Origin of the sequence: Sphingopyxis sp. CCNWLW2 (assembly GCF_037095755.1) — a bacterium.
Lineage (GTDB): Bacteria > Pseudomonadota > Alphaproteobacteria > Sphingomonadales > Sphingomonadaceae > Sphingopyxis.
This window is the reverse complement of record NZ_JBAWKJ010000003.1, coordinates 689,211-711,869: the sequence shown is the minus strand read 5'-3', so window position 1 is coordinate 711,869 and position 22,659 is coordinate 689,211. Positions and strand designations below refer to the sequence as shown.

Sequence of the window (22,659 nt, the reverse complement as noted above, 5' to 3'; positions counted from 1 at the left end):
GCGCCGGTCCAGCGATCACCATCAGTTCTTGAGCCGGTATCCGGTGCGGAACATCCAGAAAATGACGCCCAGGCATAGCGCCAGGAACAGCGTCACTGCGCCCATGCTAACCTCGATCCCGACATCGCCCTTGCCAAAGAAGGTCCAGCGGAACCCGCTGATCAGATAGACCACGGGGTTGAACAAAGTCACCGTCCGCCACGCCGCGGGCAGCATGTCGAGCGAATAGAAAGCCCCGCCCAAAAAGGTCAGCGGGTAGATGACGAGCATCGGGATCACCTGAAGCTGCTCGAAACTCTGCGCCCAGATCCCGATGATGAAGCCGAACAGGCAGAAGGTCACCGCCATCAGGATCATAAACGCCGCCATCAACAGCGGGTGCGCGACCTGCACATCGACGAACAGGTGCGCGGTCGCAAAAATGATCGACCCGATGATCACCGACTTGGTCGCGGCGGCGCCGACATAGGCGATCACCGTTTCCAGCGGCGACAACGGCGCCGACAGCATTTCGTAAATCGTCCCCGTCCATTTGGGCATATAGATGCCGAACGAGGCGTTGCTGATGCTTTCGGTGAACATCGTCAGCATCATCAGCCCGGGCACGATGAACGCGCCATAGGGGACGTTGCTGACTTCGGTCATCCGGCTGCCGATCGCCGATCCGAAGACAACGAAATAGAGCGCGGTGGTGATCACCGGCAGCATCAGGCTGGTCCAGAAGGTGCGCCCGAAGCGCGCCATTTCGAACGCGTAGATTGCGCGCACGCCGCGCCAGTTCGCGGTCATGCGGAGGCTCCCTTCACGCCATTCGATTCGTGCACCAGCCCGACGAAAATATCCTCGAGCGAGCTTTGCCGCGTATGCAGATCCTTGAACTGGACCCCGATGTCGGTCATCCGCCGCAGCAGCGAGGGCACCCCTGTCGCCTCAGCCTGGCTGTCGAATTCGTACACGAGTTCGTGCCCGTCGCCCGCGAGCGCAAGCTTCCAGTCGGCAAGTTCGACGGGCACGGCCTCCAGTTGCTCGGCCAGATTGAGTGTCAGCGTCTTGCGCCCCAGCTTCTTGATCAGCTCGTCCTTCTGTTCGACCAGGATCAACCGCCCGCCGGTGATCACCCCGACGCGGTCGGCCATTTCCTCGGCCTCCTCGATATAATGGGTGGTGAGGATGATCGTGACGCCGCGCTCGCGCAGGCCGCGCACCATATTCCACATGTCGCGGCGCAGCTCGACGTCAACCCCCGCGGTCGGTTCGTCGAGGAAGAGAATCTCGGGCTCGTGGGAGAGCGCCTTCGCGATCATCACGCGGCGCTTCATGCCCCCCGACAATTCCATGATCTTCGAATCGCGCTTGTCCCACAAGGAAAGGTCGCGCAGCAGCTGCTCGATAAACCCGGGGTTGCGCGGCTTGCCGAACAGCCCGCGCGAGAAACTCACCGTCGCCATCACCGTTTCGAACGCGTCGGTGTGCAATTCCTGCGGCACCAGCCCGATCAGCGTCCGCGCGGCGCGATAATCGCGCGCATGGTCGTGCCCCGCGACGGTCACGCTGCCCGTGGTCGCGGTCACGATTCCGCAGACGATGCTGATCAGCGTCGTCTTGCCCGCGCCGTTCGGCCCGAGCAGCGCGAAAATCTCGCCCCTGTTGATGGAAAGGTCGACATCGCTCAATGCTGTGTGACCGCTCTTATATGTTTTTCCGAGGCCGGAAATTTCGAGGACTGCTGTCATTACATGGGTCTAGCCGAGCCGTCCGGGCACGGGAAGCGCCAAACATCGCTTGACCTCCATGAACCCATCGGCTTGACCCTCCGGAACATGCGGACGTGGCGAAATCGGTAGACGCAGCAGACTTAAAATCTGCCATCCTCTGGGTATGCGGGTTCAAGTCCCGCCGTCCGCACCAGAACGGGGGCTTTATGCGTGAAATATTGTTGTTGCTGGCGCTATCACCATTTGCCCCGTCGGCGATGGCCCAGCCTCCAGCCTCTCCGGAGGAGGCAGCCAAGATCGACCCACCATCTCCACCTCGGCCAGCCTTGCCCTGGCCGCGCCGCGCACCTGCACCGCCAATCAGCGTCGAACAGCGCTATGGGATCGACCCCGGGGCGGCCATAAGAATGAGCGGGATCCTGCAAGCCTGCGCGGCGCCCGGCCGCCCTGGCACGATCGATGTCAGCAAGCTGGAAAAATCCGAGCGGAGAGCAGCGGGGGCCCTCTGCTATGCCTATGACAGCGGATGGCTTCTGGGCTATCGCGAAGCCAAGGCTGAATAGTCCGTATCGCCGCGCTGCGCGGCCGAGCTGGCAGGCGGTCGCTTCGTCCGGCCCTCGCTTCGCGCTGTCTGCGCCCGGCCAGTCCTGGCTGCTGGCGAGGATTCGCGGCCCTTGAAGCGCGCCTGTCCCCATGGCTATGGTGCGCCGCGATGCCGTTCGAAACAGACACGTCCATGATTGCGGAAAAGGGCCGCCGGTTCGGTGGCCGCACCCTTGCCGGCCTCGCCCTCTTGTCGCTCGCCAGTTGCGGCTTGTTCGGCGAGCGCGGCCCTGTGAAGATCGCCGCGATCGGCACGCTCAATCCTGCCGCGACGCCGCTCGCTGGCGAGCTGTCGTCCGCCAATGCCGCGCTGCTCGACGCGACCTCGCAGGGACTGGTCCGCTATGACGGCGAGGGTCAAATCGACACCGGCCTCGCCGATCGCTGGACGGTCACCACCGATGGGCGCAGCTATATCTTCCGCCTTCGCGAAGCCAAATGGACCAACGGGCGCAAGGTCACGGCCGAGGATGTCGCCGCAATCCTGCGCTCCTATCTCGCCCCCGCCAGCCGCCACGTCCTCAAGAATGATTTCCCCGAGGTCGAGACGATCAAGGCGATGACCGACACCGTGATCGAAATCCGCCTTTCGGTGCCGCAGCCCGCTATCCTCGAACTGCTCGCGCAGCCCTCGATGGCGATCGTCAACAAGGGCATGGGCTGGGGCCCGATGCGCGCGCGCAGGATCGGCCGCGCGGTGCTGCTCTCGCCCGTCCCCGACCCGCTCGCCGAAGACCCCGAGGCGGCCGAAGCCGCCGCGAACGACCCCGCCGCGTCGATCGAGCTGGTCGGCACATCGCCCGCGGGCGCGCTCGCGCGGTTCAAGAACGGCTATGCCGATGGCGTCATCGGCGGCCGTTTTTCGACCCTGCCCTATTTCGCCGCGTCGAACATCGGCCGTTCGCGCCTCGTCGTCGATCCGGTCCCCGGCCTGTTCGGCCTGTCGTTCGTCCGCGCCGAGGGTTTCCTCGCGGTCGACGCCAACCGCGACGCACTCATCCGCGCGATCCGGCGCGAGCGACTGATCGAAGCCTTCGGGCTCGCCGAATGGCAGCCGCAGGTCACGCTGCGTCCGTCGCTCTACGCGCGCGACGGCGGCCCCGCGCCGCTCGTCCCTGCCTGGGCCGAATATGACGAGGCATCGCGCCTCGCACAGGCGAAGCGCGTGGTCGATGCCTGGCGCGGCGCCGGACGCGCGATCGAACCAGTGCGCATCGCGGTCCCCGACACCCCCGGCGGGCGCATCCTCTTCGCTTACGTCTCCGCCGATTTCAAAGCGATCGGGGTGCCGAGCCAGCGCGTCCCGATGGCGTCGACCGCCGACCTCCGCCTGATCGACGAAGTCGCACCGAACGACGATGCGCTCTGGGCGCTGCGCCGCCTCTCGTGCCGCCGCGATACGCTGTGCAACCGTGAGGCGCAGGAGCTGATCGACCAGGCGACGGTCAATATCGACGCCGGCCAACGCCGGGTACAGGTCAGCGAGGCCGAGGCGGTTCTCGCCCGCTATGGCCCCTTCATTCCGCTCGCGACGCCGCTCCGCTGGTCGGTCGCGTCGCAGCGCCTCACGGGCCTCCGCGCGAACGGCCGCGCGCAACACCCATTGAATCATGTGATCGCCTTACCTAACTAATACAGTGGCGCTGCAACTTCGAGCGCTTGTGAAAGGACCCCGATGGCCCCTTCGACGCCCAATCCCGATGCGATCTTCGACGCGCTGATTTCCAATCGCAACGACCCCGCCGCGCTGCGCAAGCGCGTCGAAACGCTGGAAATCCTGCTCGAACGCAGCTTTATCATCCCCGGCATCAACCGCCCGGTCGGCCTCGACGCGATCGTCGGGCTTGTCCCCGTCGTCGGCGACGTGATCGCCGCGACGATGGGCGCTTATCTCATCTGGGAAGCGCGCAACCTCGGCATGCCGAAGTGGAAGATCTGGCGCATGGTCGGCAATCTCGGCGTCGATACCGCGCTCGGCGCGATCCCGCTCGTCGGCGACGCGTTCGACTTCTTCTTCCGCTCGAACACGCGCAATCTCCGGATCATCAAGAAGCATCTCGACAAGCATCACCCGGGCACGATCATCATCGACCAGTAATTTATCCGTCATCCCGGCGAAGGCCGGGATCTCATCGTTGCGATTTCATTCTACGTCGAGATCCCGGCCTTCGCCGGGATGACGATGCTTCCTTGTACTGTGTGACGGTGCTAGCACAGCGCCTCCACACCCCAGGGGAGACTTTCCGAATGATCCGCGCCAGCCTTGCCGCGCTTGCCCTCAGCTGTTCGATCACCGCCGTCGCCACCGCCGCGCCGCAAGACAAGGACCGGTACCTCTGGCTTGAGGATATCGAGGGCACAAAGGCTCTCGACTGGGTCAAAAAGGAAAATGCGGCCACCGATAAGCTGATCACGAACCGCCCGGGTTTCGAGGCCGATCGCAAGCGCGCGCGCGAAATTCTCGACGACGACCGCCAGATCGCGATGCCCGGCGAGGTGATGGGCGATACGATCACCAATTTCTGGCGCGACGCCGCCAACCCGCGCGGCATCTGGCGCCAGAGCCCGCTCGACGCTTACCTCGCCGGCAAGCCCGTCTGGACGGTGCTGATCGACGTCGACGCGCTCGGCAAGGCCGAAAAACAGAGCTGGGTCTGGCACGGCGCCAACTGCCTCGCGCCCGATTACAAACGCTGCCTCGTCTCGCTGAGCCCCGGCGGCACCGACGCCGACATCGTCCGCGAATGGGACCGCACGACCAAAAGCTTCGTCACCGGCGGCTTCGCACTGCCGCAGGCGAAGAGCAGCGTGACATGGGAAAATGCCGACACCCTGCTCGTCGCGACCGACTATGGCGCGGGTAGCATGACCGCGTCGGGCTATCCGCGCATCGTCAAGCGCTGGAAACGCGGCACTCCGCTCGCGTCGGCCGAAACCGTGGCCGAAGGCGAGCAGGAAGACGTCGGCATGAACGTCTTCGCCTTCACCGACGGCGACAAGCGCTGGCCGATGATCAGTCGCGGCAAGACCTTCTACACCACCGACATCAAGCTGCGGAACATCGACGGCTCGCGTTATATCTCGACGATCGTTCCCGACACCGCGAGTGTACGCGACGTCGTCGACGGACAGCTGATCATCTTCCTCAACAAGGATTGGGCGAATATCCCCGCGGGCTCGCTCGTCTCCTTGTCGCTCGCCGACATGTCCGCCGACCGGCAGGTGCCGATCGTCACCGCGATGACCCCGACGAAGGCGCAGGCGATCGAGAATGTCTCGGCGACCGACAATATCCTGTGGGTGAAGGCGCTCGACGATGTCGAGGGCAAGCTGTTCGCGCTCCGCCGCGATCCCGCGAGCGGCCAATGGAGCCAGAAGGAGGTCGCGCTCGCCGACAAGGCGACCGTGACCATCGCGGGGACGATCGGCAGGCGCGATATCGTCCTTGCCACCGCCGAGACGATGCTGATGCCGCCCACGCTCTATGCCGTCGGCGAAACCGGCGCGCCGCAAGCCGTCCAAAGCCTGCCCGCGACCTTCGATGCGAAGGAAATGTTCGTCGAAAAGCGCTTCGCGACCTCGAAGGACGGCACGCGCGTGCCCTATTTCCTCGTCCTGAAGAAATCGGACAGCGAGGCGCCGGTTCCGGCGCTGATCCACGCCTATGGCGGGTTCCGCTCGGCACAGACGCCGGGTTATCTCACCGGTCAGCCGTACCGCGCCGGTCCGCTCGGCCTGTTCTGGGTCGAGGACGGCAACGCCTATGTCCTCGCGGGCATCCGCGGGGGCGGCGAATATGGCCCCGCCTGGCACCAGGCGGCGCTGCGCGAAAAGCGCCAGGCGAGCTTCGACGACCTCCACGCGGTCGCCGAGGATCTGGTGAAGACCGGCGTCAGCGCAAAGGGCAAGATCGCGATCTCGGGCCGCTCGAACGGCGGCGTGCTCGTCGGCGCGGCGATGACGCAGCGCCCCGACCTCTATGGCGCGGTAATCTCGGGCTCGCCGATCAAGGATATGTGGCGCTACGACAAGATGCTCGCGGGCGCCTCGTGGGTCGCCGAATATGGCGATCCTGACGTGCCCGAGGATTGGGCGTTCCTGTCGAAATATTCGCCCTATCACAATATCCGCAAGGGCGTGAAATACCCGCCGACCTTCCTCTATCTCTCGACCAAGGACGACCGCGTCCACCCCGGCCACGCGCGCAAATATGCCGCGCGGCTGATGGAGAACGGCAACCGCGTCTATTATCACGAATATCTGGAGGGCGGCCATTCGGTCGGCGCCGACCATGCCGAGGATGCGGTGCGCGCCGCGATGCTCCACGGCTTCCTGCTGCGCGAGCTGGTCGAGAAGAAATAGCGCCGCCGCAGCCTAGCGGATCTGCCTTTTCTCCAGCTTTCGCGCCAGCGTGCGCCGGTGCATGCCGAGCCGGCGCGCGGTCTCCGAAATGTTGAAATCGGTCTCGACCAAAATCTGGTGGATATGCTCCCACTCGACGGTCTTGATCGACGACGGACGCGCGTCGAGCGGCGTTTCGGCGTTGCCCTCGGCGCGGTCGAACGCCGCCTCGATATCGTCGGTGTTCGAAGGCTTGGCGAGATAATAGGAGGCGCCGAGCTTGATCGCCTCGACCGCGGTCGCGATGCTCGCAAAGCCGGTGAGCACGACGATCCGCATCGTCGCATCCGACGCCCGCAACGTCTGCACGCACGCCAGCCCCGACGCGCCGCCCAGCTTCAGATCGACGACCGCATAGCCGGGCCGGAACGCCGTGAGCAGCGCATCCATCTCCTCCGGGCTATGCGCTACCTCGACCGCATAGCCGCGCCGCTCGAACGAGCGTTTCAGCGTCCGCGCGAAGGTTTCGTCATCCTCGACGATCAGCAAGCGTCGCCCGCTATCCTCGACCTCGGTCATGCCTTCTCTCCATCGGGCCGTGCCAGGGCCGAAATAGGCAGGAATATCCGGACGAGCGCGCCGCCCACGTCGCGATTGGACACGCTCGCGCCACCGCCCAGCTTACGCAGCACGTTGACGAGCAGGAACAGGCCGAGCCCGCCGCCGGGGCGGCCCTTGGTCGAGCGGTAGGGCTGGCCGAAATTCTCCAGCATCTCCGGGCTAAAGCCCGGGCCTTGATCGGCGATCTCGATCACCAGCATGTCGCCGTCACGCGACGTCGTGAAGCGCGTCCAGTCGGGCGACACCTCGGCCGCGTTATCGAGCACGTTGCCGATCACCTGTCGCAGCGCGGGGTCCGACACGATCGCGACATCGGCACCGAAGCGGTCGTTGAATTCGACCGTGCCGGGGCGGCGCACCGCACGCGTGTGCGCGACGATCTCGTTGAACGAGGCGCGCATCGTCGTCAATTGCGGTGCCTCGCCGCGCGCCTCGCCCGCCGACATCAAAATGCCGCTGACGATCGCCTTGCAGCGCTGCACCGCCGCATCCATGTCGGCGAGATCCTCCTGCATCTCGCGGTCCTTCGCGAGCCGCGGCGCCGCCTTCCAGTCGCCGATCAGCACCGACAGCGTCGACAGCGGCGTCCCAAGCTCATGCGCCGCGCCCGACGCGAGCAGCCCCATGCGCACGATATGGTCCTCTTCAGCCGCGCGCTGCCTGCTCGTCGCGAGCGCGGCGTCGCTATCGCGCAGGTTGCGGTTGATCCGCGTGACGAAAGCGACGAACAGCACCGCGATCAGCAGGAAGCACACGAAGCTGCCCTTCAGATACAGCCCCATCGGATCGCCGGCGTAAGCGGGCGGCAGCACGAGCGGCGTCGGATCGACGCGCAGCGCCGCGAGCGCGGCGAGCGCCGCGACGACGATCGCCCACGACGAACGCGGGGTGAGCAGGATCGCGCCGATCACGACCTGCAACAGGAACAGCGAGGCAAAGGGATTAGCGAGCCCGCCGCTATGGTGGAGCTGCCAGCAGAGCGCCGCAACGTCGAACAGCAGCACCGCGGTCAGCTCGGCATTGGTCACCGCGCGGCCGCGGCGGAGCAAGGCGATGCTCGCGAAATTGATCGCGATCAGCACCATGATCGCGGCGAGCAGAGGCGCGTGCGGCAGCGCGATACCCATCGGCCCGCTGACGATCCCGATCGTCGCGAGCTGGCCCCCGACCGCGATCCAGCGCAGCTGGATCAGCAGCGTCATGTTGCGGCGGCCGGCGGGCGCCCTCGAAGGCGTGGTCGCAGGGATGGTTGGGCGGGTCATCAATCGCGAATACGCCACAGCCGCCATGCAAAAAAGAGGCTGAGCGCACAAAGCGCAAACCAGGTCAGCGCATAGACCAGATGATTGTCGGGAAAGCGCACGATAGTCAGCCCGCCGACCGGGTAGCCGCCGGGGTTGGGCGAGGCATCGGCATCGACGAAATAGGGCGCGGTGTTGCCGAGCCCCCTCGCCTTCGCGATCGCCGCGACATCGCGCGAAAACCAGCGGCCCGCCGCCGCATCGTTCGAACGCAGGAATGCGCCCTCGGGCTCGGTGACGCGCAGCAGCCCGGTCACCGTCACCGGCCCCGCGACATTGCCCGCGGCGCGCGTTTTCGGATCACGCCGATCCTTGGGCACGAAGCCGCGATTGACGAGCAAGGTGAAGCGCGGCGTTTCGAGCGGGGTCAGCACCCAGTAGCCCGGTCCGCGATCGGTCACCGCCTGCACGAGCGTTTCGCGATCATGTCGGAACTGCCCGGTCGCGGTCACGCGGCGATAGACGTCATTCTTCGCGTCGACCGCATCCCACGCACCCGGCCCCGGCGCAGCCACCGGCGCCGCATGAACACGCGCCTCAACCGCTGCGACCAGCTCATGCTTCCACACGCGCCGTTCGATCTGCCAGACGCCAAGCGCCGCGAGGCCGATCGCCGCGATCAGCGCCGCCGCGGCAAAAACCGCGCGGCGAGTGCGTGTCACGGCACCTGACCCGTCGTCGTACCCGCCGTCTGGCTCGTCGGTTCGTGCGGCATCGGCATCATGTTGGTGTTGAGGTGGTGCATCACCCACAGCGAGCCCGCGAGCATGATCACCACGACGATCACGGTGAAGATCAGCGAAGTCAGCGACCAGCCGCCCTCGGCCTTCGGGGTCATATGGAGGAAAAAGACCATGTGGACGACGATCTGGACGACCGCAAAGCCCATGATGATCGCGCCCGTCGCGCCCGCGCTGAGCGGCATCGTCATCACCAGCCAGAAGGGGATCGCGGTCAGGATCACCGACAGGACAAAGCCGATGACATAGTCGCGCATCGACGCGTGCGGCATCTCGATCTCGTGAGGACCGTCGTGCGCGTGGGCGGTGGCGTGCGGGCCACTTTGATTGGTATTGGGGCTCACCGCAGCACTCCCATCAGATAGACAAAGGTGAAGACGCCGATCCACACGACGTCGAGGAAGTGCCAGAACATGCTGAGGCACATCACGCGGCGCTTGTTCGCGGCGATCAGCCCGTGCTTCGACAGCTGGAACATCAAGGTCACCAGCCACACGATCCCGAAGGTGACGTGCAGCCCGTGGGTGCCGACGAGCGTAAAGAAGCTCGACAGGAAGGCGCTGCGCTGCGGCGTCGCGCCGATCTCGATCAGGTGGTGGAATTCGTAAAGCTCGATCCCGAGGAAGGCGAGCCCGAAGAGGCCGGTGATCGCGAGCCATATCTGTACGCCCCGCACCTTGCCCTGCTGCATCTGCAGCACCGCAAAGCCATAGGTGATCGACGAGAAGAGCAGCATCGCGGTGTTGAGCGCGATCAGCTTCAGGTCGAACAGATCCTTCGGCGCCGGGCCAGCGGCATAGCTGCCCCCGAGCACGGCGTAGCAGGCAAAGAGGATCGCAAAGATGAGGCAGTCGCTCATCAGATAGATCCAGAAGCCCAGCATCGTGCTGTGCCCCTCGGGATGCGCATGCTCGTCGAGGTCGTAGAACTGGACGGGCGCGTCGGCGGCTATCGTCTTGGCACTCATCGCATCAGGCTCCGGCCGCCAGCTGGCGGGTGCGCGCTTCCTCGACCGCGGTGACCGTCGCCGCCGGGATATCGAAATCGCGCTTGTAGTTGAAGGTGTGATAGATCGCGCCGACGATCGTCGCGGCAAAGCTCAGCGCGACCAGCCACCAGATGTGCCAGACCAGCGCAAAGCCCATGACGAGGCAGAAGCCCGACAGGATGATCCCCGTGCCGGTGTTGCTCGGCATATGGATGTCGCGATAGCCATCGACCGGCCGCTGATGCCCGCGCTTCTTCATGTCGTACCATGCGTCGAGGTCGTGGATCACCGGCGTGAAGGCGAAATTATAGTCGGGCGGCGGCGAGCTGGTCGCCCATTCGAGCGTGCGGCCGTCCCACGGATCGCCGCCGGTGGTGTCGCGCAGCTCCTTGCGGCGCCAGATGCTCACCGCGAACTGGACCAGCATGGCGCCGATACCCGCGGCGACGATCAGCGCGCCGATGCCTGCGATCACGAACCAGATTTGCAGGCTCGGGTCGTCGAACACGCGCATGCGCCGCGTCACGCCCATCAGGCCGAGGATATAGAGCGGCGTGAAAGCGACCCAGAAACCGACCACCCAGCACCAGAAGCTGACCTTGCCCCAGAAGACGTCGAGCTTGTAGCCGAACGCCTTGGGCCACCAGTAATTGATCGCCGCGAAAAGGCCGAACAAGACGCCCCCGATGATCACGTTATGGAAATGCGCGATCAGGAACAGCGAGTTGTGCAGCACGAAGTCGGCGGGCGGCACCGCGAGCAGCACCCCGGTCATGCCCCCGATAACGAACGTCAGCATGAAGGCGACCGTCCACATCATCGGCAGCTCGAAACGGATGCGGCCGCGGTACATGGTGAACAGCCAGTTGAAGAGCTTGGCCCCCGTCGGGATCGAGATCACCATCGTCGTGATGCCGAAGAAGCTGTTGACGCTCGCCCCCGATCCCATGGTGAAGAAATGGTGCAGCCACACGAGGTACGACAGGATCGTGATGCAGATCGTCGCATAGACCATCGAGGTGTAGCCGAAGAGCCGCTTGCCCGAGAAGGTCGAGGTGACTTCGGAAAAGACGCCGAACAGCGGCAGCACGAGGATGTAAACCTCGGGGTGCCCCCAGATCCAGATCAGGTTCACATACATCATCGGCGATCCGCCGAGGTCGTTGGTGAAGAAGTTGGTGCCGACATAACGGTCGAGCGTCAGCAGCACGAGCGTCGCGGTCAGGATCGGGAAGGACGCCACGATCAGGATGTTCGCGCAGAGCGAGGTCCAGGTGAAGACGGGCATCTTCATCAGCCCCATGCCCGGCGCGCGCAGCTTCAGGATCGTGACGATCAGGTTTATGCCCGACAGGGTGGTGCCGACGCCGGCTATCTGTAAGCCCCAGATATAATAGTCGACGCCGACATTGGGGCTGTAGGCGATGCCCGACAAGGGCGGATAGGCCAGCCAGCCGGTCTGTGCATATTCGCCGACGAAGAGCGAAATCATCGTCAGCACCGCGCCCGCGGTCGTCATCCAGAAACTGAAGTTATTGAGGAAGGGGAAGCTGACGTCGCGCGCGCCGATTTGCAGCGGCACGACATAGTTCATCAGCCCGGTGATAAACGGCATCGCGACGAAGAAGATCATGATCACGCCGTGCGCGGTGAACACCTGGTCATAATGATGCGGGGTCAGGTAACCTTCGGACCCGCCGAACGCCATCGCCTGCTGAATGCGCATCATAATCGCGTCGGCGAAGCCGCGCAGGAACATGATCAGGCCCAGAATCATATACATGATCCCGATCCGCTTGTGGTCGACGGTGGTGAACCACTCGGTCCACAGATAGCCCCAGAGGCGGAATTTGGTGATCAGGCCGAGCACGGCGATGCCGCCAAGGACGACGCCGATGAAGGTGACGACAAGGATCGGCTCGTGCAGCGGCAGCGCCTCGAGCGACAGCTTGCCAAGGATCGGGCCGGTTTCGGGTGCGGGATGCGGGGTCATGGGGATCTCGGCTCGGTTCAGGACATCGGGCGGGTGGCGGCGGGCGCGCTCAGCGCGGTGCGTTCGGGCTTGGCCGGGACCGGAAGCCCCTCGCCCTTCAGCATCGCCGGCGCGACCCGCTTCGCGTCGGGGCGGTCGTTCGACATCACCGGCGCGCTGCAAGCGGCCGCGACATAACGTATGCTCCAGCGCGCGGCGTCGACGGTGCCGCGCGCGGCGAACTTGTCATAGGTCACCTGCCGGACATTGCCGATGCCTGCTATGCCCGCGCCGCCCGCGGCATCGAGCGACATCATGTCGTGCATGCACATCTTGCCGGGCTCGACGCACATGTTGACGACCGCGTCGAACAGCTGCGGATCGCTCGCGGCGAAGCGGCGGACCGGCTCCTTGTGCGTCGGCTTTTCGAGCTTCAGATAGGTATCGCGGCTGAGGTCGCCTTCGGCCGAAGCCTTGGCGGTCGCGACCCATTTGTCGAACTCGCCCGCGGGCAGGCTCTTCACCGCGAAGCGCATGTTCGAAAAGCCCCAGCCCGAATAATTGGCCGAAAAGCCCTCAAACTCACCGGTCTTGTCGAACACGCCGTGCAGCTTCGTTTCCATGCCCGGCATCGCGTAAATCTGCCCCGCGAGCGCGGGTACGTAAAAGCTGTTCATCACCGACGAGGAGGAGATGCGGAAGCGGACCGGCCGATCGACCGGCAGCGCCAGCTCGTTTACCGTCGCAACGCCCTGTTCGGGGTAGATGAACAGCCATTTCCAGTCGAGCGCGACGACCTGAACGTCGAGCGGCTTCACTTCCGCCGCGACGGGCTTGCCCGGCGCCGTGCGCGCGAGCGGGCGATAGGGATCGAGCAAATGCGTCGCGACCCACGTCACCGCGCCGAGGCAGATGATGATGAGCAGCGGCGCCGACCAGATGACCAGCTCGAGCTGGGTCGAATGGTCCCAGTCGGGCTTGTACGTCGCCTCCTTGTTCGATGCGCGATATTTCCACGCGAAGAAGATCGTCAGCCCCATCACCGGCACGATGATCAGCAGCATCAGCACGGTCGACAGGACGATCAGGTCGCCCTGCTGGCGCGCGACGTCGCCGGCGGGATCGAGCACGACCAGCCCGCAGCCCGACAAGAGAGGCAGCGCGGCGAGCAGCGGCAGAAGCCGCAATCGGGCGGGAAAACGGGGGAGATTGCTTGGCATGATGCGCGCCTAGGCCTCCTTTGCTGCACTGCACATAGGACATTTTGTCCAATCCCGCGACCGTCCATGATCGCGCAGGGGCATTTTCATTCGGGGTAATTTTGCCCTATGACCGACTCGTGCCGTCGCATCCTGTCCTGCGAATGGCGCCAGCTCAAGGATTGTTACCATGGCTGCCGATACCGTGCCCACTACCGAGGTCGAACGCGACGCCCGCGCCCTCCATGAAGACGGCCACCGCATCGACCCGGCCGAGATCGCGATCGGCGTCATCATCGGCCGCACCTCCGAATTCTTCGACTTCTTCGTTTATGCCATCGCGTCGGTGCTGGTGTTCCCGAAGCTCGTCTTCCCGCATCTCGATCCGCTGACGGGCACGCTCTGGTCGTTCGCGATCTTCGCGCTCGCCTTTGTCGCGCGTCCGGTCGGCACGATCATCTTCACCGCGATCGACCGCGCCTATGGCCGCGGCGCAAAGCTCACCATCGCGCTGTTCCTGCTCGGCGGCTCGACCGCGGCGATCGCCTTCGTCCCCAGCTATGAAACGGCCGGCATCGGCGCCGCGCTGCTCCTCGCGCTGTTCCGCATGGGTCAGGGCGTCGCACTCGGCGGTTCGTGGGACGGCCTCGCCTCGCTGCTCGCGCTCAATGCGCCCGAGAACAAGCGCGGCTGGTACGCGATGATCCCGCAGCTCGGCGCGCCGCTCGGCCTCATCGTCGCCAGCCTGCTCTTCATGTTCCTGATCGCGGCGCTGCCCGCCGAGGATTTCCTTGCGTGGGGCTGGCGCTATCCCTTCTTCGTCGCCTTCGCGATCAACGTCGTCGCTCTGTTCGCGCGGCTGCGCATCGTTGTGACCCCCGAGTATGCAGAATTGTTCGAGAACCGCGCGCTCCAGCCCGCGCCTTTGCTCGAAACGGTGCGGTCGGAATGGAAGACGATCGTCATCGGCACCTTCGCGCCGCTCGCCAGCTTCGCTATGTTCCACATGGTCACCGTCTATCCGCTGTCTTGGGTGTTCCTGTTCACCGACGAAAGCCCGGTCCGCTTCCTGATGATCGAGGCGATCGCCGCGGTCGTCGGCGTCGGCTCGATTGTCGCCTCGGGCATGCTCGCCGACCGCGTCGGCCGCCGCACGCTGCTCGCGGTCACCGCCGCTGCGATCGCGGCGTTCAGCGGCTTCGCGCCGCAACTGCTCGACGCCGGTCAGGCGGGCGAAGCGACCTTTATGATCCTCGGCTTTGCACTGCTTGGCCTGTCGTTCGGCCAGTCGTCGGGCGCGCTCTCGTCGAACTTCCATCCGCGCCACCGTTACACCGGTTCGGCCTTCACCTCCGACCTCGCCTGGCTGTTCGGCGCCGGTTTCGCGCCGATGGTCGCGCTCTGGCTCTCCAGCCAGTTCGGGCTGATCGCCGCGGGCGCCTATCTGCTCTCGGGCGCGATCGGCACGCTCGTCGCGCTCTGGCTCAACCGCGAACTGGCGAGCACGATCGGCTGACCGCGCACCGATGGAATTCCGGGCGAAGATCAAGCGCAAGGGGATCAATCCCTATGTGCCGGTCAGCGTCGCACGGGCGCGGCGGATCAAGGCCGGCTGGAAAAAGCCCCTGCCCGTGCGCGTCCAGGTGAACGGCCAGCCCGATCCCGCGTGGCGGATCAACATGATGCCGACGGGCGACGGGGGCTTTTACCTGTATCTCGACGGCGTCGTCCGCAAGGCGTCGGGCACCGACGTCGGCGACACCGTCGACGTGTCGGTCGCCTTCGATCCCGCCTATCGCAGCGGCCCGCAAGACGACATGCTGCCCGAATTTGCGGCGCGCCTTGATGAAGACGCCGGGGCCAAGGCCAGATGGAACGGCCTCCAGCCGAGTCTCAAGAAGGAAATTCTGCGCTACCTCGCCAATCTGAAATCGGACGCGGCAAGGCAACGCAACATCGATCGCGCCATCGGCGTCCTCGGCGGCGCAAAGGCGCGTTTCCTCGCCCGCGACTGGAACTGAGCGACACGTCCCGCACGGCGACATCGCCGATGGCACAATGTCCGGCCTATCGGGGATCGACCGAGCCGACGTCCCACTGGGAAGCGCTTGCCCTCTGCAAATATACGGGTGACCTCCCCGCCTCAGGCGCACGCGCTTGGCCCTGCGCGTTTCGAACATCTTTCTAAAATGAAATGAAATTATTTAAGTTGTCATATAACTTATAACTGGTAATGTGAGTCGGGTATGGCGCATCAAGCGCTGGCGGCGGGAGAATGGGCGCGTGAGGCAGGGCGGAACCGACGCTGTGCACGACGAGCGGCTGGCGCTTCGCAAGCGGCGGCCGTCGCTGGTCGACGCCGCGTGCGAACATATCCGCGCAAGCATCCTGTCCGGCGCAAACTGGCCCGGCTCGCAACTTCCCACCGAGGCGGAATTCGTCGACGTGCTGGGCGTGAGCCGGACGGTGGTCCGCGAAGCGGTCGCCCGCCTCGCCGCCGCCGGACTGGTCGAGGCGCGCCAAGGAAAGGGTCTCTTCGTCAGCGAGACCGCACGCTATCAGGCATTTCAGATCACGCGCGAAGAGGTCGAAAATCTCAGCGACGTGATCCAGTTGCTCGAGCTGCGGCTCAGCGTCGAAACCGAGATGGCCGCGCTGGCCGCCGAACGGCGCAGCGAGGTCGATGTGATGAGCATGCGCCAGCAGCTCAAGATCCTTGGCGAGGCGGCGATCGGCCTCGACGATTCGGTCAAGGCCGATGTCGAGTTCCACAACGTCATCGCGCGGGCCAGCAAGAACACCTATTACGCCAAGCTGATCGATTTCCTGGGCGTCCGCCTGGTCCCGCCGCGCTCGCTCTATCTGCGCCAGGGGCAAAGCTATGTCGGCGCGCGTTACAAGGCGGTGATCAGCGAAGAGCATGAGGCGATCCTCGACGCCATCATCCGCCGCGATCCCGACGCCGCACGGGTGGCGGCACGGAGCCACATGAGCAGCAGCCTCAAACGGCACCGCGATCTGCAAGACTTTATGTCCTCCCACAGCCCGACGGGCTGAATCCCACCAACATCAATGACCTGAAGGGCAACTCAGGCACCGAATTACGTCCGACAGAATTATATGATCAATCCGCTTAACTTATATGATGTCTTACAGGGAGAGTTCCATTGAAGATCAGTCTTCGCGCTTCCGTGGCGTTGATCGCGCTCGCCAGCGGCGCCCATATCGCAAAGGCGCAGACCGCGCCGGCCGCCGAACCATCCGCCAATCAGACCGCTGCGAGTACGGCGGCGAATGACGCGCAGAACGGCGAGGACATCGTCGTCACCGGCATCCGGCAGAGCCTTGCCCGCGCCGCCGAGATCAAACGCGAGTCGACCGCCGTCGTCGATTCGATCGTCGCCGAGGACATCGGCAAGCTTCCCGACCTGACCACGGCGTCGGCGCTCCAGCGCGTGCCCGGCGTGCAGGTCGTCGTCGGCGGCAACAACGAGATCGTTGGCGCGCGCATCCGCGGCCTCGACGACATCATCACCACGCTCAACGGACGCGAGATTTTCACCGGCGTCGGCCGCGGCTTCTCATTCCAGGATCTGCCGGCCGAAGCATTGGCGGGCGTCGATGTCTACAAGTCCAATTCGGCCGAGCGGCTCGAAGGCGGCGTGGCGGGCGGCGTCAATATGCGCCTCCGCCGCGCGCTCGACTTCAAGGAACTGACGATCGCGGGCAGCGCGCGCGCGACCTATCTGCAGGAAGCCGGTTCGAAGAACACGATCAATCCGGCGGTGAGCCTGCTCGTCGCCAACCGCTGGGACGCGGGTGAAGGCGAGATCGCGGCGATGGCCAGCGTCTCCTATCAACGCAATAAATATGCCCGGCCGGTCGCGTGGAACGACTGGACGCGCGCGACCAGCGCCGGCCCCGCCGGCTCGCCGCAGAACCTGCATTCGCCCACCGGCTTCGCCGCCGCGATCGAATTCGGCAAATATGAGCGCCCGCAGGGCAATTTCTCACTCGAATGGGCGCCCGATACCGACACCAAAATCTATGTCGAGGGCCTGTTCGCAGGCTATCGCGGCAACGTCTATCAGGCGCGCCCGACCTTCCGCGCCTTCACCGGAACGTCGTTCGAGGCGACCGCGGGCGATACCTGCGAGGATTTCGCGGTCGGCCCCGACGGCTATTATTCGGGGAATGTGCGCAGCCCGACCAATCCGACAGGCACCGGGACGATCCGCCAGCTGTGCAACGCCACCGGCTATACCGCACGCAATCTCGAATATTACACCGCGACCGTCGCCAACAAGGCGCGCACCGACATCTATGTGATCGCAACCGGCTTCAACAAGGAGATCGGCGCGCTCAGCTGGAATACCGACATCTCCTATGAGTCGTCGATCAACCGGAACAACAGCTTTCGCGTCGATATCGGCAAGCGCATCGCCGAACTGGTGCAGGTCAGGGATGACAATCACGAAGTCAGCGCGACGATGCCCGGCAACCCGATGAACGACCCGGCCGGCCTCGCCTTCGCCAACGGCATGACCGAAGACATCAACCGCAGCCGCGGCACGTTGTGGTCGGTGATGAGCGACGCCAAATACGACTTCGACGGCTTCCTCGACTATGTTCAGGCCGGCGTTCGCGTCGCGCGGCGCAAAGCCGGGTTCGAGCAATATCTCGGCGGCCCGCCGGCCCCGGGCGGTTCGTTCGTGACCCCGCTGGCAAGCGCCGGCCTCCCCTCCGATATTCTCTCGCAGGCCCCCGGGGTCCCGCAGATGAACGGCGGCGCATCCTTCCTGCAGATCGATCCCCGATATCTGACGCAGGAATCGATCAAGCGGCAGCTCAGGACGCTGTACCGCATCTCGCCCGACACGCCGGCCTTCGACCCGACGCGCGATTATGATGCGCAGGAAAAAAGCTATGCCGGCTTCCTGCAGGCGGGGTATGAATTCTCGCTGACCGATGCGATCTCGGTCGACGGCATGGTGGGCGCCCGCCTCACCCGCACCGACCGGAACATTGCGGGTTCGGGCCGCGTGACCGATCCGGCAACGAGCACATCGCGCGTCGTGCTGGTTCAGCGCTCGACCAGCGACACCGACCTCTTGCCCAATGCCAGCGCGCGCGTTCAGTTCGGCGACGGCCTCCAGGCACGGTTCAACTATTCGAAGACGCTTTCGCGGCCCAGCTTCGGCCAGCTCAATCCCGGGCTCAGCTATGTCGTCTCCTACGTCAGCACGATCCAGAACTCCGGATCGGGCGGCAATCCCGACCTCCGGCCGCAAAAAGCCGACAGCTTCGATGCGTCGCTCGAATATTATTTCGGCCGCAGCAATTATGTCTCGGTCGTCGGCTTCTATCGCGACATCACCGACCGCATCATCAACGGGACCGAGGTGCGGACGATCGACGGCCTGCAATATGTGATCTCGACCCCGCGCAACCTGGGCTCGGCCAAGATCAAGGGTGTCGAAGTGGGCGGCCAGCTGTTCCTCGACTTCCTTCCCGAAGGTCTCGACGGCGCGGGCGTGATCGGGAACTTCACGGTCATCGACAGCGAGGTGACGACCCCCGGCGACCGGCTTCAGGGCCTGCCGCTGCTCGGCGTCTCCAAATATAATTACAACATCGGCCTGATTTACGAGAAATACGGCATCTCGGCGCGGATGATCTACACCTACCGCTCCAGATATTTCGACGGCGACATCACCAACGGCCTCTCGCTCCGGCCGGTTTCGATCCCCGTCGGACTCAACGGCATTCGCGCCGCGGGGCGGCTCGATTTCGGCCTGAATTATGATGTGACCCCGAATATCACGGTCAGCCTCGCCGGTACGAACATCACGGGCCAGAAAACGCGCAACTTCGAATCGCGCGAGGATTTCGTCCGCGAGGTGCGGAACGACGACACAACCTACTCGCTCGGCGTCCGCTTCAACTTCTGACCCCGATGACGGCACCGCGAATGACGATAAACAGGAGGATGGTTTGAACAGGAAACGGATTTTCACCGCGCTGGGGCTGGCAACCGCGCTGACGGCGGGCAGCTTGGCGGTCGCCGGCACAGCGCACGCGCAGGCACCGGCGACGGTTCTCAACGCGTCGGACAAGGCGCTACCCGGCGACGTGCGCGTTGCGCGGACGCAGGGCTCGGTGACGATCGACTGGCCCTCGGCTGCGGGCGAGCGCGCGCAGCTCGTCCTGTCGCTCGATCCCGGCAAGCCGCTGATCGAGGCGGTCTCGATCGCGGGCAAGACGGTGCTCGGCGGGATCGATCCCGCCGGCGTGGTCACCGTCGGCACGCGCGATCTCAAAGAGGGCTGGACGGTCTTCTTCGACAATCCGCGCACGCGGCCGTTCGAAAGCTTCCCGCTGACACTCGCGCGCAGCGACATCAGCGTGCGCGCGGAGGGCGGCTATACCAAGGTGATTGTCGGCGGCGCGGCGGCAGGGCCCTTCTCGGGCACCTATCAATTCACCATCTATCCGGGTTCGCGGCTGGTGCGTGCGGCGATGGTGATGTCGACGCAGCGCCCCGCCACCGCCTACACCTTCGACGCCGGGCTCAGCGTCGCGACATCGGCGGCGCTGCCCTGGCGCTCGATCGCCTTCACCGATCTGTCCGACACGATCGTGCGCAAGGAAGGCGATGCATCGCGCAAACCCGCGGTCTCGCCCAAGGTGCGCGCCCGCATGATCGTCGCCGAAGGAACCGCGGGCGGGTCGCTGGGCGTGGTCCCGCCGCCGCATCAATTCTACTACCCGCTCGATTACGCCAACAACGACAATTCGGCGTGGTACGGCAACGACTATCGCAACCTCGCCGGCCGCACGAGCTTCGGCGTGCGCCAGACGCTCGAGGGCGATCGGCGCTACGTGCCGTGGGTCAACGCCCCGCCGGGCACCACGCAGGACATGGGTGTCTTCCTGCTGCCCGACAGCGGCGACGCCGCGAGCGTCACCAAGGCCGCGCTCGCCTACACCCGCGGCGACCGTTTCAAGGCGCTCGACGGGCATCGCACCTTCACCAGCCATTATCATGTCGAACACACCGAAGCCTTCCTGAACACGGCGCGGTTCCAGCAATCGACGGGCGTGCCCGACGGGCTCGAGTCCCCGCCCTTCGTCAAGCGCTTCAAGGACATGAACGTCGAGATCGTCCATCTCGCCGAACTTCACCTCGGGCGCGAGGCGCTCGATCGCGCCGGCGACCGGCTGACCTTGCTCAAGACGATGCACGCGGAGACCGCGCGGCTATCCGACGACAAGCTGCTGCTGCTTCCGGGCGAGGAGCCCAACGTCCAGCTCGGCGGGCACTGGATCAGCTTCTTCCCCAAGCCGGTCTATTGGACGCTCGACCGCAAGGAGGGACAGCCCTTTGTCGAGAATGATCCGAAGCTCGGCAAAATCTATCATGTCGGCTCGCCGGAGGATGTCCTGAAGCTGATGCAGGACGAGAACGGCCTGATGTGGACCGCGCATCCGAGGATCAAGGGTTCGTACGGCTTCCCGGACAAGCATAAGGACACGCCCTTCTTCAAGAGCGACCGCTTCCTCGGCGGCGCGTGGAAGAATATGCCGTCGGATTATTCGCTGCCGCGCCTCGGCACGCGCGTGCTCGACACGCTCGACGACATGAACAATTGGGCGGCGAAACCGTCCGAGCGCAAATTCGCCCCCGGCGAGGTCGACGTGTTCCAGCTCTCGGACGAGAGCGAACTCTATGCGCATATGAACATCAACTATCTCCGGCTCGACGGGCCGCTGCCGCGCTATTCCGACGGCTGGCAGAGCGTGCTCGACGCGCTGCGCGGCGGTCGCTTCTTCACCACCACCGGCGAAGTGCTGATCCCCGAATTCACGATCGACGGCGCGAAGAGCGGCGAGGAAGCCAGTTTCGGACGCAATGCCGTGGTGCGTGCGAAGATCGAATGGACCTTCCCGCCCGCCTTCGCCGAAGTCGTGAGTGGCGACGGCAAAAAAGTCTATCGCGATCGCATCGACCTGACCGGCGCCGCGCCGTTCGGCACGCGCACGATCGAAAAGCGCGTCAACCTCAGCGGCCGGAAATGGGCGCGCATCGAGGTGTGGGACGTCGCGACGAACGGCGCCTACACGCCGCCGGTATTCCTGAAAGGGAAATAAGAACCTCCCCTGCCCGTGCAGTCGTCATCGCTTCGATGGCAACTGCACGTGGCCTTTTGACGCGGAGCGGTGCCGCCAACATACTGGCCCGGCCCGGTCCTTCTTCGGAGCAGCCATGTTCGATCGAACCTATTACGCCACTCATCCCGACATGATGGCGGGCGTGTCCAATGACGAATTGCGCGATCGCTATCTCATCCAGAATCTGTTTCGCCCGAACCAATGCGTGCTCAATTACACCCATGCCGACCGGCTGGTGATCGGCGGGGTGCTGGTCGAGAGCGGGAGCGTCCGCCTGCCCGATCAATCGGAACCCGCCTCCGCTGCCGGCCACCCGTTCCTCGAGCGGCGCGAACTCGGCATCGTCAATGTCGGCCGCGCCGCGGGGACGGTCACCGTCGATGGCGAGCCGTTCGCGCTAGGCTCGAAGGACAGCTTATACGTCACGATGGGCGCGAAAGACGTCAGCTTTTCCGGCGACGGCGCGCGTTTCTATCTCGCCTCATCCCCCGCCCACCGCGCCTTCGACACACGAAAACTGCCGCTCGCCACGGCCAAGATACTTGAGCGCGGCAGTCTGGCAGAGGCGAACGACCGGACGATCCACCAGCTCGTCATCCCGGGCGTATGCGACAGCGCACAGCTCGCGATGGGCCTCACCATCCTCAAGCCCGGAAGCGTGTGGAACACGATGCCGCCGCACGTCCACGAACGCCGGAGCGAGATTTATTTCTACTTCGATCTCGACGATCCCGAGCAAGGCCGGGTGATGCACTTCATGGGTCAGGGCGACGCCACGCGTCATATCGTCATGGCGGACGGCGAGGCGGTGATCTCGCCGCCCTGGTCGATCCACATGGGCGCAGGCACCAGCGCCTACGCGTTCATCTGGGTCATGGCGGGCGAGAACCAGGACTATGACGACATGAACGTCCTCGACATCTGTCAGCTCGCCTAAGCTGCTGATATTTAACCGGCAATCGGCGGAAACGGCGAGCGACGGCCTTCAGGCGTCGCGGCGGAGGCGG

19 protein-coding genes and 1 tRNA gene are annotated in these 22,659 nt (G+C 64.8%); 11 read left to right on the top strand and 9 right to left on the bottom strand.

Annotated elements, in window-relative coordinates; translation table 11 throughout:
* Positions 1-21: 21 nt before the first annotated feature.
* On the bottom strand, positions 22-789 hold the full coding sequence (locus tag V8J55_RS20750; RefSeq protein ID WP_037511456.1) for an ABC transporter permease: 768 nt from the start codon (positions 787-789) through the stop codon (positions 22-24).
* A complete protein-coding gene (locus V8J55_RS20745) occupies positions 786-1,733 on the bottom strand; it encodes an ABC transporter ATP-binding protein (protein WP_336447466.1) in 948 nt (315 codons plus the stop codon). The genes V8J55_RS20750 and V8J55_RS20745 overlap by 4 nt, the downstream gene beginning before the upstream one ends.
* An 89-nt stretch (positions 1,734-1,822) precedes the next feature.
* Here V8J55_RS20745 and V8J55_RS20740 point away from each other — a divergent pair.
* From V8J55_RS20740 to V8J55_RS20720, 5 genes are all read left to right on the top strand, one after another.
* A tRNA-Leu gene (locus V8J55_RS20740) sits at positions 1,823-1,908 on the top strand.
* Between the two features lie 13 nt (positions 1,909-1,921).
* On the top strand, positions 1,922-2,278 hold the full coding sequence (locus V8J55_RS20735; RefSeq protein ID WP_336447465.1) for a hypothetical protein: 357 nt from the start codon (positions 1,922-1,924) through the stop codon (positions 2,276-2,278).
* 149 nt (positions 2,279-2,427) lie between these two features.
* Positions 2,428-3,951 (top strand): ABC transporter substrate-binding protein, encoded by a 1,524-nt coding sequence (locus V8J55_RS20730; RefSeq protein WP_336447464.1) that lies wholly within the window; start codon positions 2,428-2,430, stop codon positions 3,949-3,951.
* A gap of 42 nt (positions 3,952-3,993) precedes the next feature.
* Entirely contained in the window at positions 3,994-4,416 is a 423-nt protein-coding gene (locus V8J55_RS20725) for a DUF4112 domain-containing protein (RefSeq protein WP_336447463.1), read from the top strand.
* Between the two features lie 149 nt (positions 4,417-4,565).
* Positions 4,566-6,680, top strand: a complete 2,115-nt coding sequence (locus V8J55_RS20720; RefSeq protein ID WP_336447462.1) for a prolyl oligopeptidase family serine peptidase — start codon at positions 4,566-4,568, stop codon at positions 6,678-6,680.
* A gap of 12 nt (positions 6,681-6,692) precedes the next feature.
* Here V8J55_RS20720 and V8J55_RS20715 read toward each other — a convergent pair whose 3' ends face one another.
* The 7 genes from V8J55_RS20715 to cyoA all read right to left on the bottom strand — a co-directional run bounded on the left by V8J55_RS20715 (position 6,693) and on the right by cyoA (position 13,501).
* Complete coding sequence (locus V8J55_RS20715) at positions 6,693-7,238, bottom strand: response regulator transcription factor (protein WP_336447461.1); 546 nt, start codon at positions 7,236-7,238, stop codon at positions 6,693-6,695.
* Positions 7,235-8,542: an ATP-binding protein gene (locus tag V8J55_RS20710; protein ID WP_336447460.1), complete on the bottom strand. Its 1,308-nt coding sequence runs from the start codon at positions 8,540-8,542 to the stop codon at positions 7,235-7,237. The genes V8J55_RS20715 and V8J55_RS20710 overlap by 4 nt, the downstream gene beginning before the upstream one ends.
* A complete protein-coding gene (locus V8J55_RS20705; protein ID WP_336447459.1) occupies positions 8,542-9,243 on the bottom strand; it encodes an SURF1 family protein in 702 nt (233 codons plus the stop codon). The genes V8J55_RS20710 and V8J55_RS20705 overlap by 1 nt, the downstream gene beginning before the upstream one ends.
* Entirely contained in the window at positions 9,240-9,593 is a 354-nt protein-coding gene (cyoD, locus tag V8J55_RS20700) for a cytochrome o ubiquinol oxidase subunit IV (RefSeq protein ID WP_336447590.1), read from the bottom strand. The genes V8J55_RS20705 and cyoD overlap by 4 nt, the downstream gene beginning before the upstream one ends.
* A 68-nt stretch (positions 9,594-9,661) precedes the next feature.
* Entirely contained in the window at positions 9,662-10,288 is a 627-nt protein-coding gene (cyoC, locus tag V8J55_RS20695) for a cytochrome o ubiquinol oxidase subunit III (RefSeq protein WP_336447458.1), read from the bottom strand.
* A 4-nt stretch (positions 10,289-10,292) separates the two neighbouring features.
* Positions 10,293-12,302: a cytochrome o ubiquinol oxidase subunit I gene (cyoB, locus tag V8J55_RS20690; RefSeq protein WP_294048184.1), complete on the bottom strand. Its 2,010-nt coding sequence runs from the start codon at positions 12,300-12,302 to the stop codon at positions 10,293-10,295.
* Positions 12,303-12,319: 17 nt separating this feature from the next.
* Complete coding sequence (gene cyoA, locus V8J55_RS20685) at positions 12,320-13,501, bottom strand: ubiquinol oxidase subunit II (protein WP_336447457.1); 1,182 nt, start codon at positions 13,499-13,501, stop codon at positions 12,320-12,322.
* A 169-nt stretch (positions 13,502-13,670) separates the two neighbouring features.
* Between cyoA and V8J55_RS20680 the strand changes: the two genes are divergently transcribed.
* The 6 genes from V8J55_RS20680 to kduI all read left to right on the top strand — a co-directional run bounded on the left by V8J55_RS20680 (position 13,671) and on the right by kduI (position 22,589).
* Positions 13,671-14,996, top strand: a complete 1,326-nt coding sequence (locus tag V8J55_RS20680; RefSeq protein WP_336447456.1) for an MFS transporter — start codon at positions 13,671-13,673, stop codon at positions 14,994-14,996.
* A gap of 10 nt (positions 14,997-15,006) precedes the next feature.
* Entirely contained in the window at positions 15,007-15,501 is a 495-nt protein-coding gene (locus V8J55_RS20675) for a YdeI/OmpD-associated family protein (protein WP_336447455.1), read from the top strand.
* 262 nt (positions 15,502-15,763) lie between these two features.
* Positions 15,764-16,537: a FadR/GntR family transcriptional regulator gene (locus V8J55_RS20670; RefSeq protein ID WP_235211909.1), complete on the top strand. Its 774-nt coding sequence runs from the start codon at positions 15,764-15,766 to the stop codon at positions 16,535-16,537.
* Between the two features lie 110 nt (positions 16,538-16,647).
* Positions 16,648-19,431: a TonB-dependent receptor gene (locus V8J55_RS20665; RefSeq protein WP_336447454.1), complete on the top strand. Its 2,784-nt coding sequence runs from the start codon at positions 16,648-16,650 to the stop codon at positions 19,429-19,431.
* A 43-nt stretch (positions 19,432-19,474) separates the two neighbouring features.
* A complete protein-coding gene (locus tag V8J55_RS20660) occupies positions 19,475-21,631 on the top strand; it encodes a hypothetical protein (protein ID WP_336447453.1) in 2,157 nt (718 codons plus the stop codon).
* Between the two features lie 115 nt (positions 21,632-21,746).
* Positions 21,747-22,589, top strand: coding sequence for a 5-dehydro-4-deoxy-D-glucuronate isomerase (kduI, locus tag V8J55_RS20655; RefSeq protein ID WP_336447452.1), 843 nt, complete (start codon positions 21,747-21,749; stop codon positions 22,587-22,589).
* The last annotated feature ends 70 nt before the right edge of the window (positions 22,590-22,659 follow it).

What these genes read in the sequence shown, in the direction of transcription:
- V8J55_RS20750 (WP_037511456.1), bottom strand. Translation starts at nt 789, where the DNA reads ATGACCGCGAACTGGCGCGGCGTGCGCGCAATCTACGCGTTCGAAATG.
- V8J55_RS20745 (WP_336447466.1), bottom strand. Translation starts at nt 1,733, where the DNA reads ATGACAGCAGTCCTCGAAATTTCCGGCCTCGGAAAAACATATAAGAGC.
- V8J55_RS20735 (WP_336447465.1), top strand. Translation starts at nt 1,922, where the DNA reads ATGCGTGAAATATTGTTGTTGCTGGCGCTATCACCATTTGCCCCGTCG.
- V8J55_RS20730 (WP_336447464.1), top strand. Translation starts at nt 2,428, where the DNA reads ATGCCGTTCGAAACAGACACGTCCATGATTGCGGAAAAGGGCCGCCGG.
- V8J55_RS20725 (WP_336447463.1), top strand. Translation starts at nt 3,994, where the DNA reads ATGGCCCCTTCGACGCCCAATCCCGATGCGATCTTCGACGCGCTGATT.
- V8J55_RS20720 (WP_336447462.1), top strand. Translation starts at nt 4,566, where the DNA reads ATGATCCGCGCCAGCCTTGCCGCGCTTGCCCTCAGCTGTTCGATCACC.
- V8J55_RS20715 (WP_336447461.1), bottom strand. Translation starts at nt 7,238, where the DNA reads ATGACCGAGGTCGAGGATAGCGGGCGACGCTTGCTGATCGTCGAGGAT.
- V8J55_RS20710 (WP_336447460.1), bottom strand. Translation starts at nt 8,542, where the DNA reads ATGACCCGCCCAACCATCCCTGCGACCACGCCTTCGAGGGCGCCCGCC.
- cyoD (WP_336447590.1), bottom strand. Translation starts at nt 9,593, where the DNA reads ATGCCGCACGCGTCGATGCGCGACTATGTCATCGGCTTTGTCCTGTCG.
- cyoC (WP_336447458.1), bottom strand. Translation starts at nt 10,288, where the DNA reads ATGAGTGCCAAGACGATAGCCGCCGACGCGCCCGTCCAGTTCTACGAC.
- cyoB (WP_294048184.1), bottom strand. Translation starts at nt 12,302, where the DNA reads ATGACCCCGCATCCCGCACCCGAAACCGGCCCGATCCTTGGCAAGCTG.
- cyoA (WP_336447457.1), bottom strand. Translation starts at nt 13,501, where the DNA reads ATGCCAAGCAATCTCCCCCGTTTTCCCGCCCGATTGCGGCTTCTGCCG.
- V8J55_RS20680 (WP_336447456.1), top strand. Translation starts at nt 13,671, where the DNA reads ATGGCTGCCGATACCGTGCCCACTACCGAGGTCGAACGCGACGCCCGC.
- V8J55_RS20675 (WP_336447455.1), top strand. Translation starts at nt 15,007, where the DNA reads ATGGAATTCCGGGCGAAGATCAAGCGCAAGGGGATCAATCCCTATGTG.
- kduI (WP_336447452.1), top strand. Translation starts at nt 21,747, where the DNA reads ATGTTCGATCGAACCTATTACGCCACTCATCCCGACATGATGGCGGGC.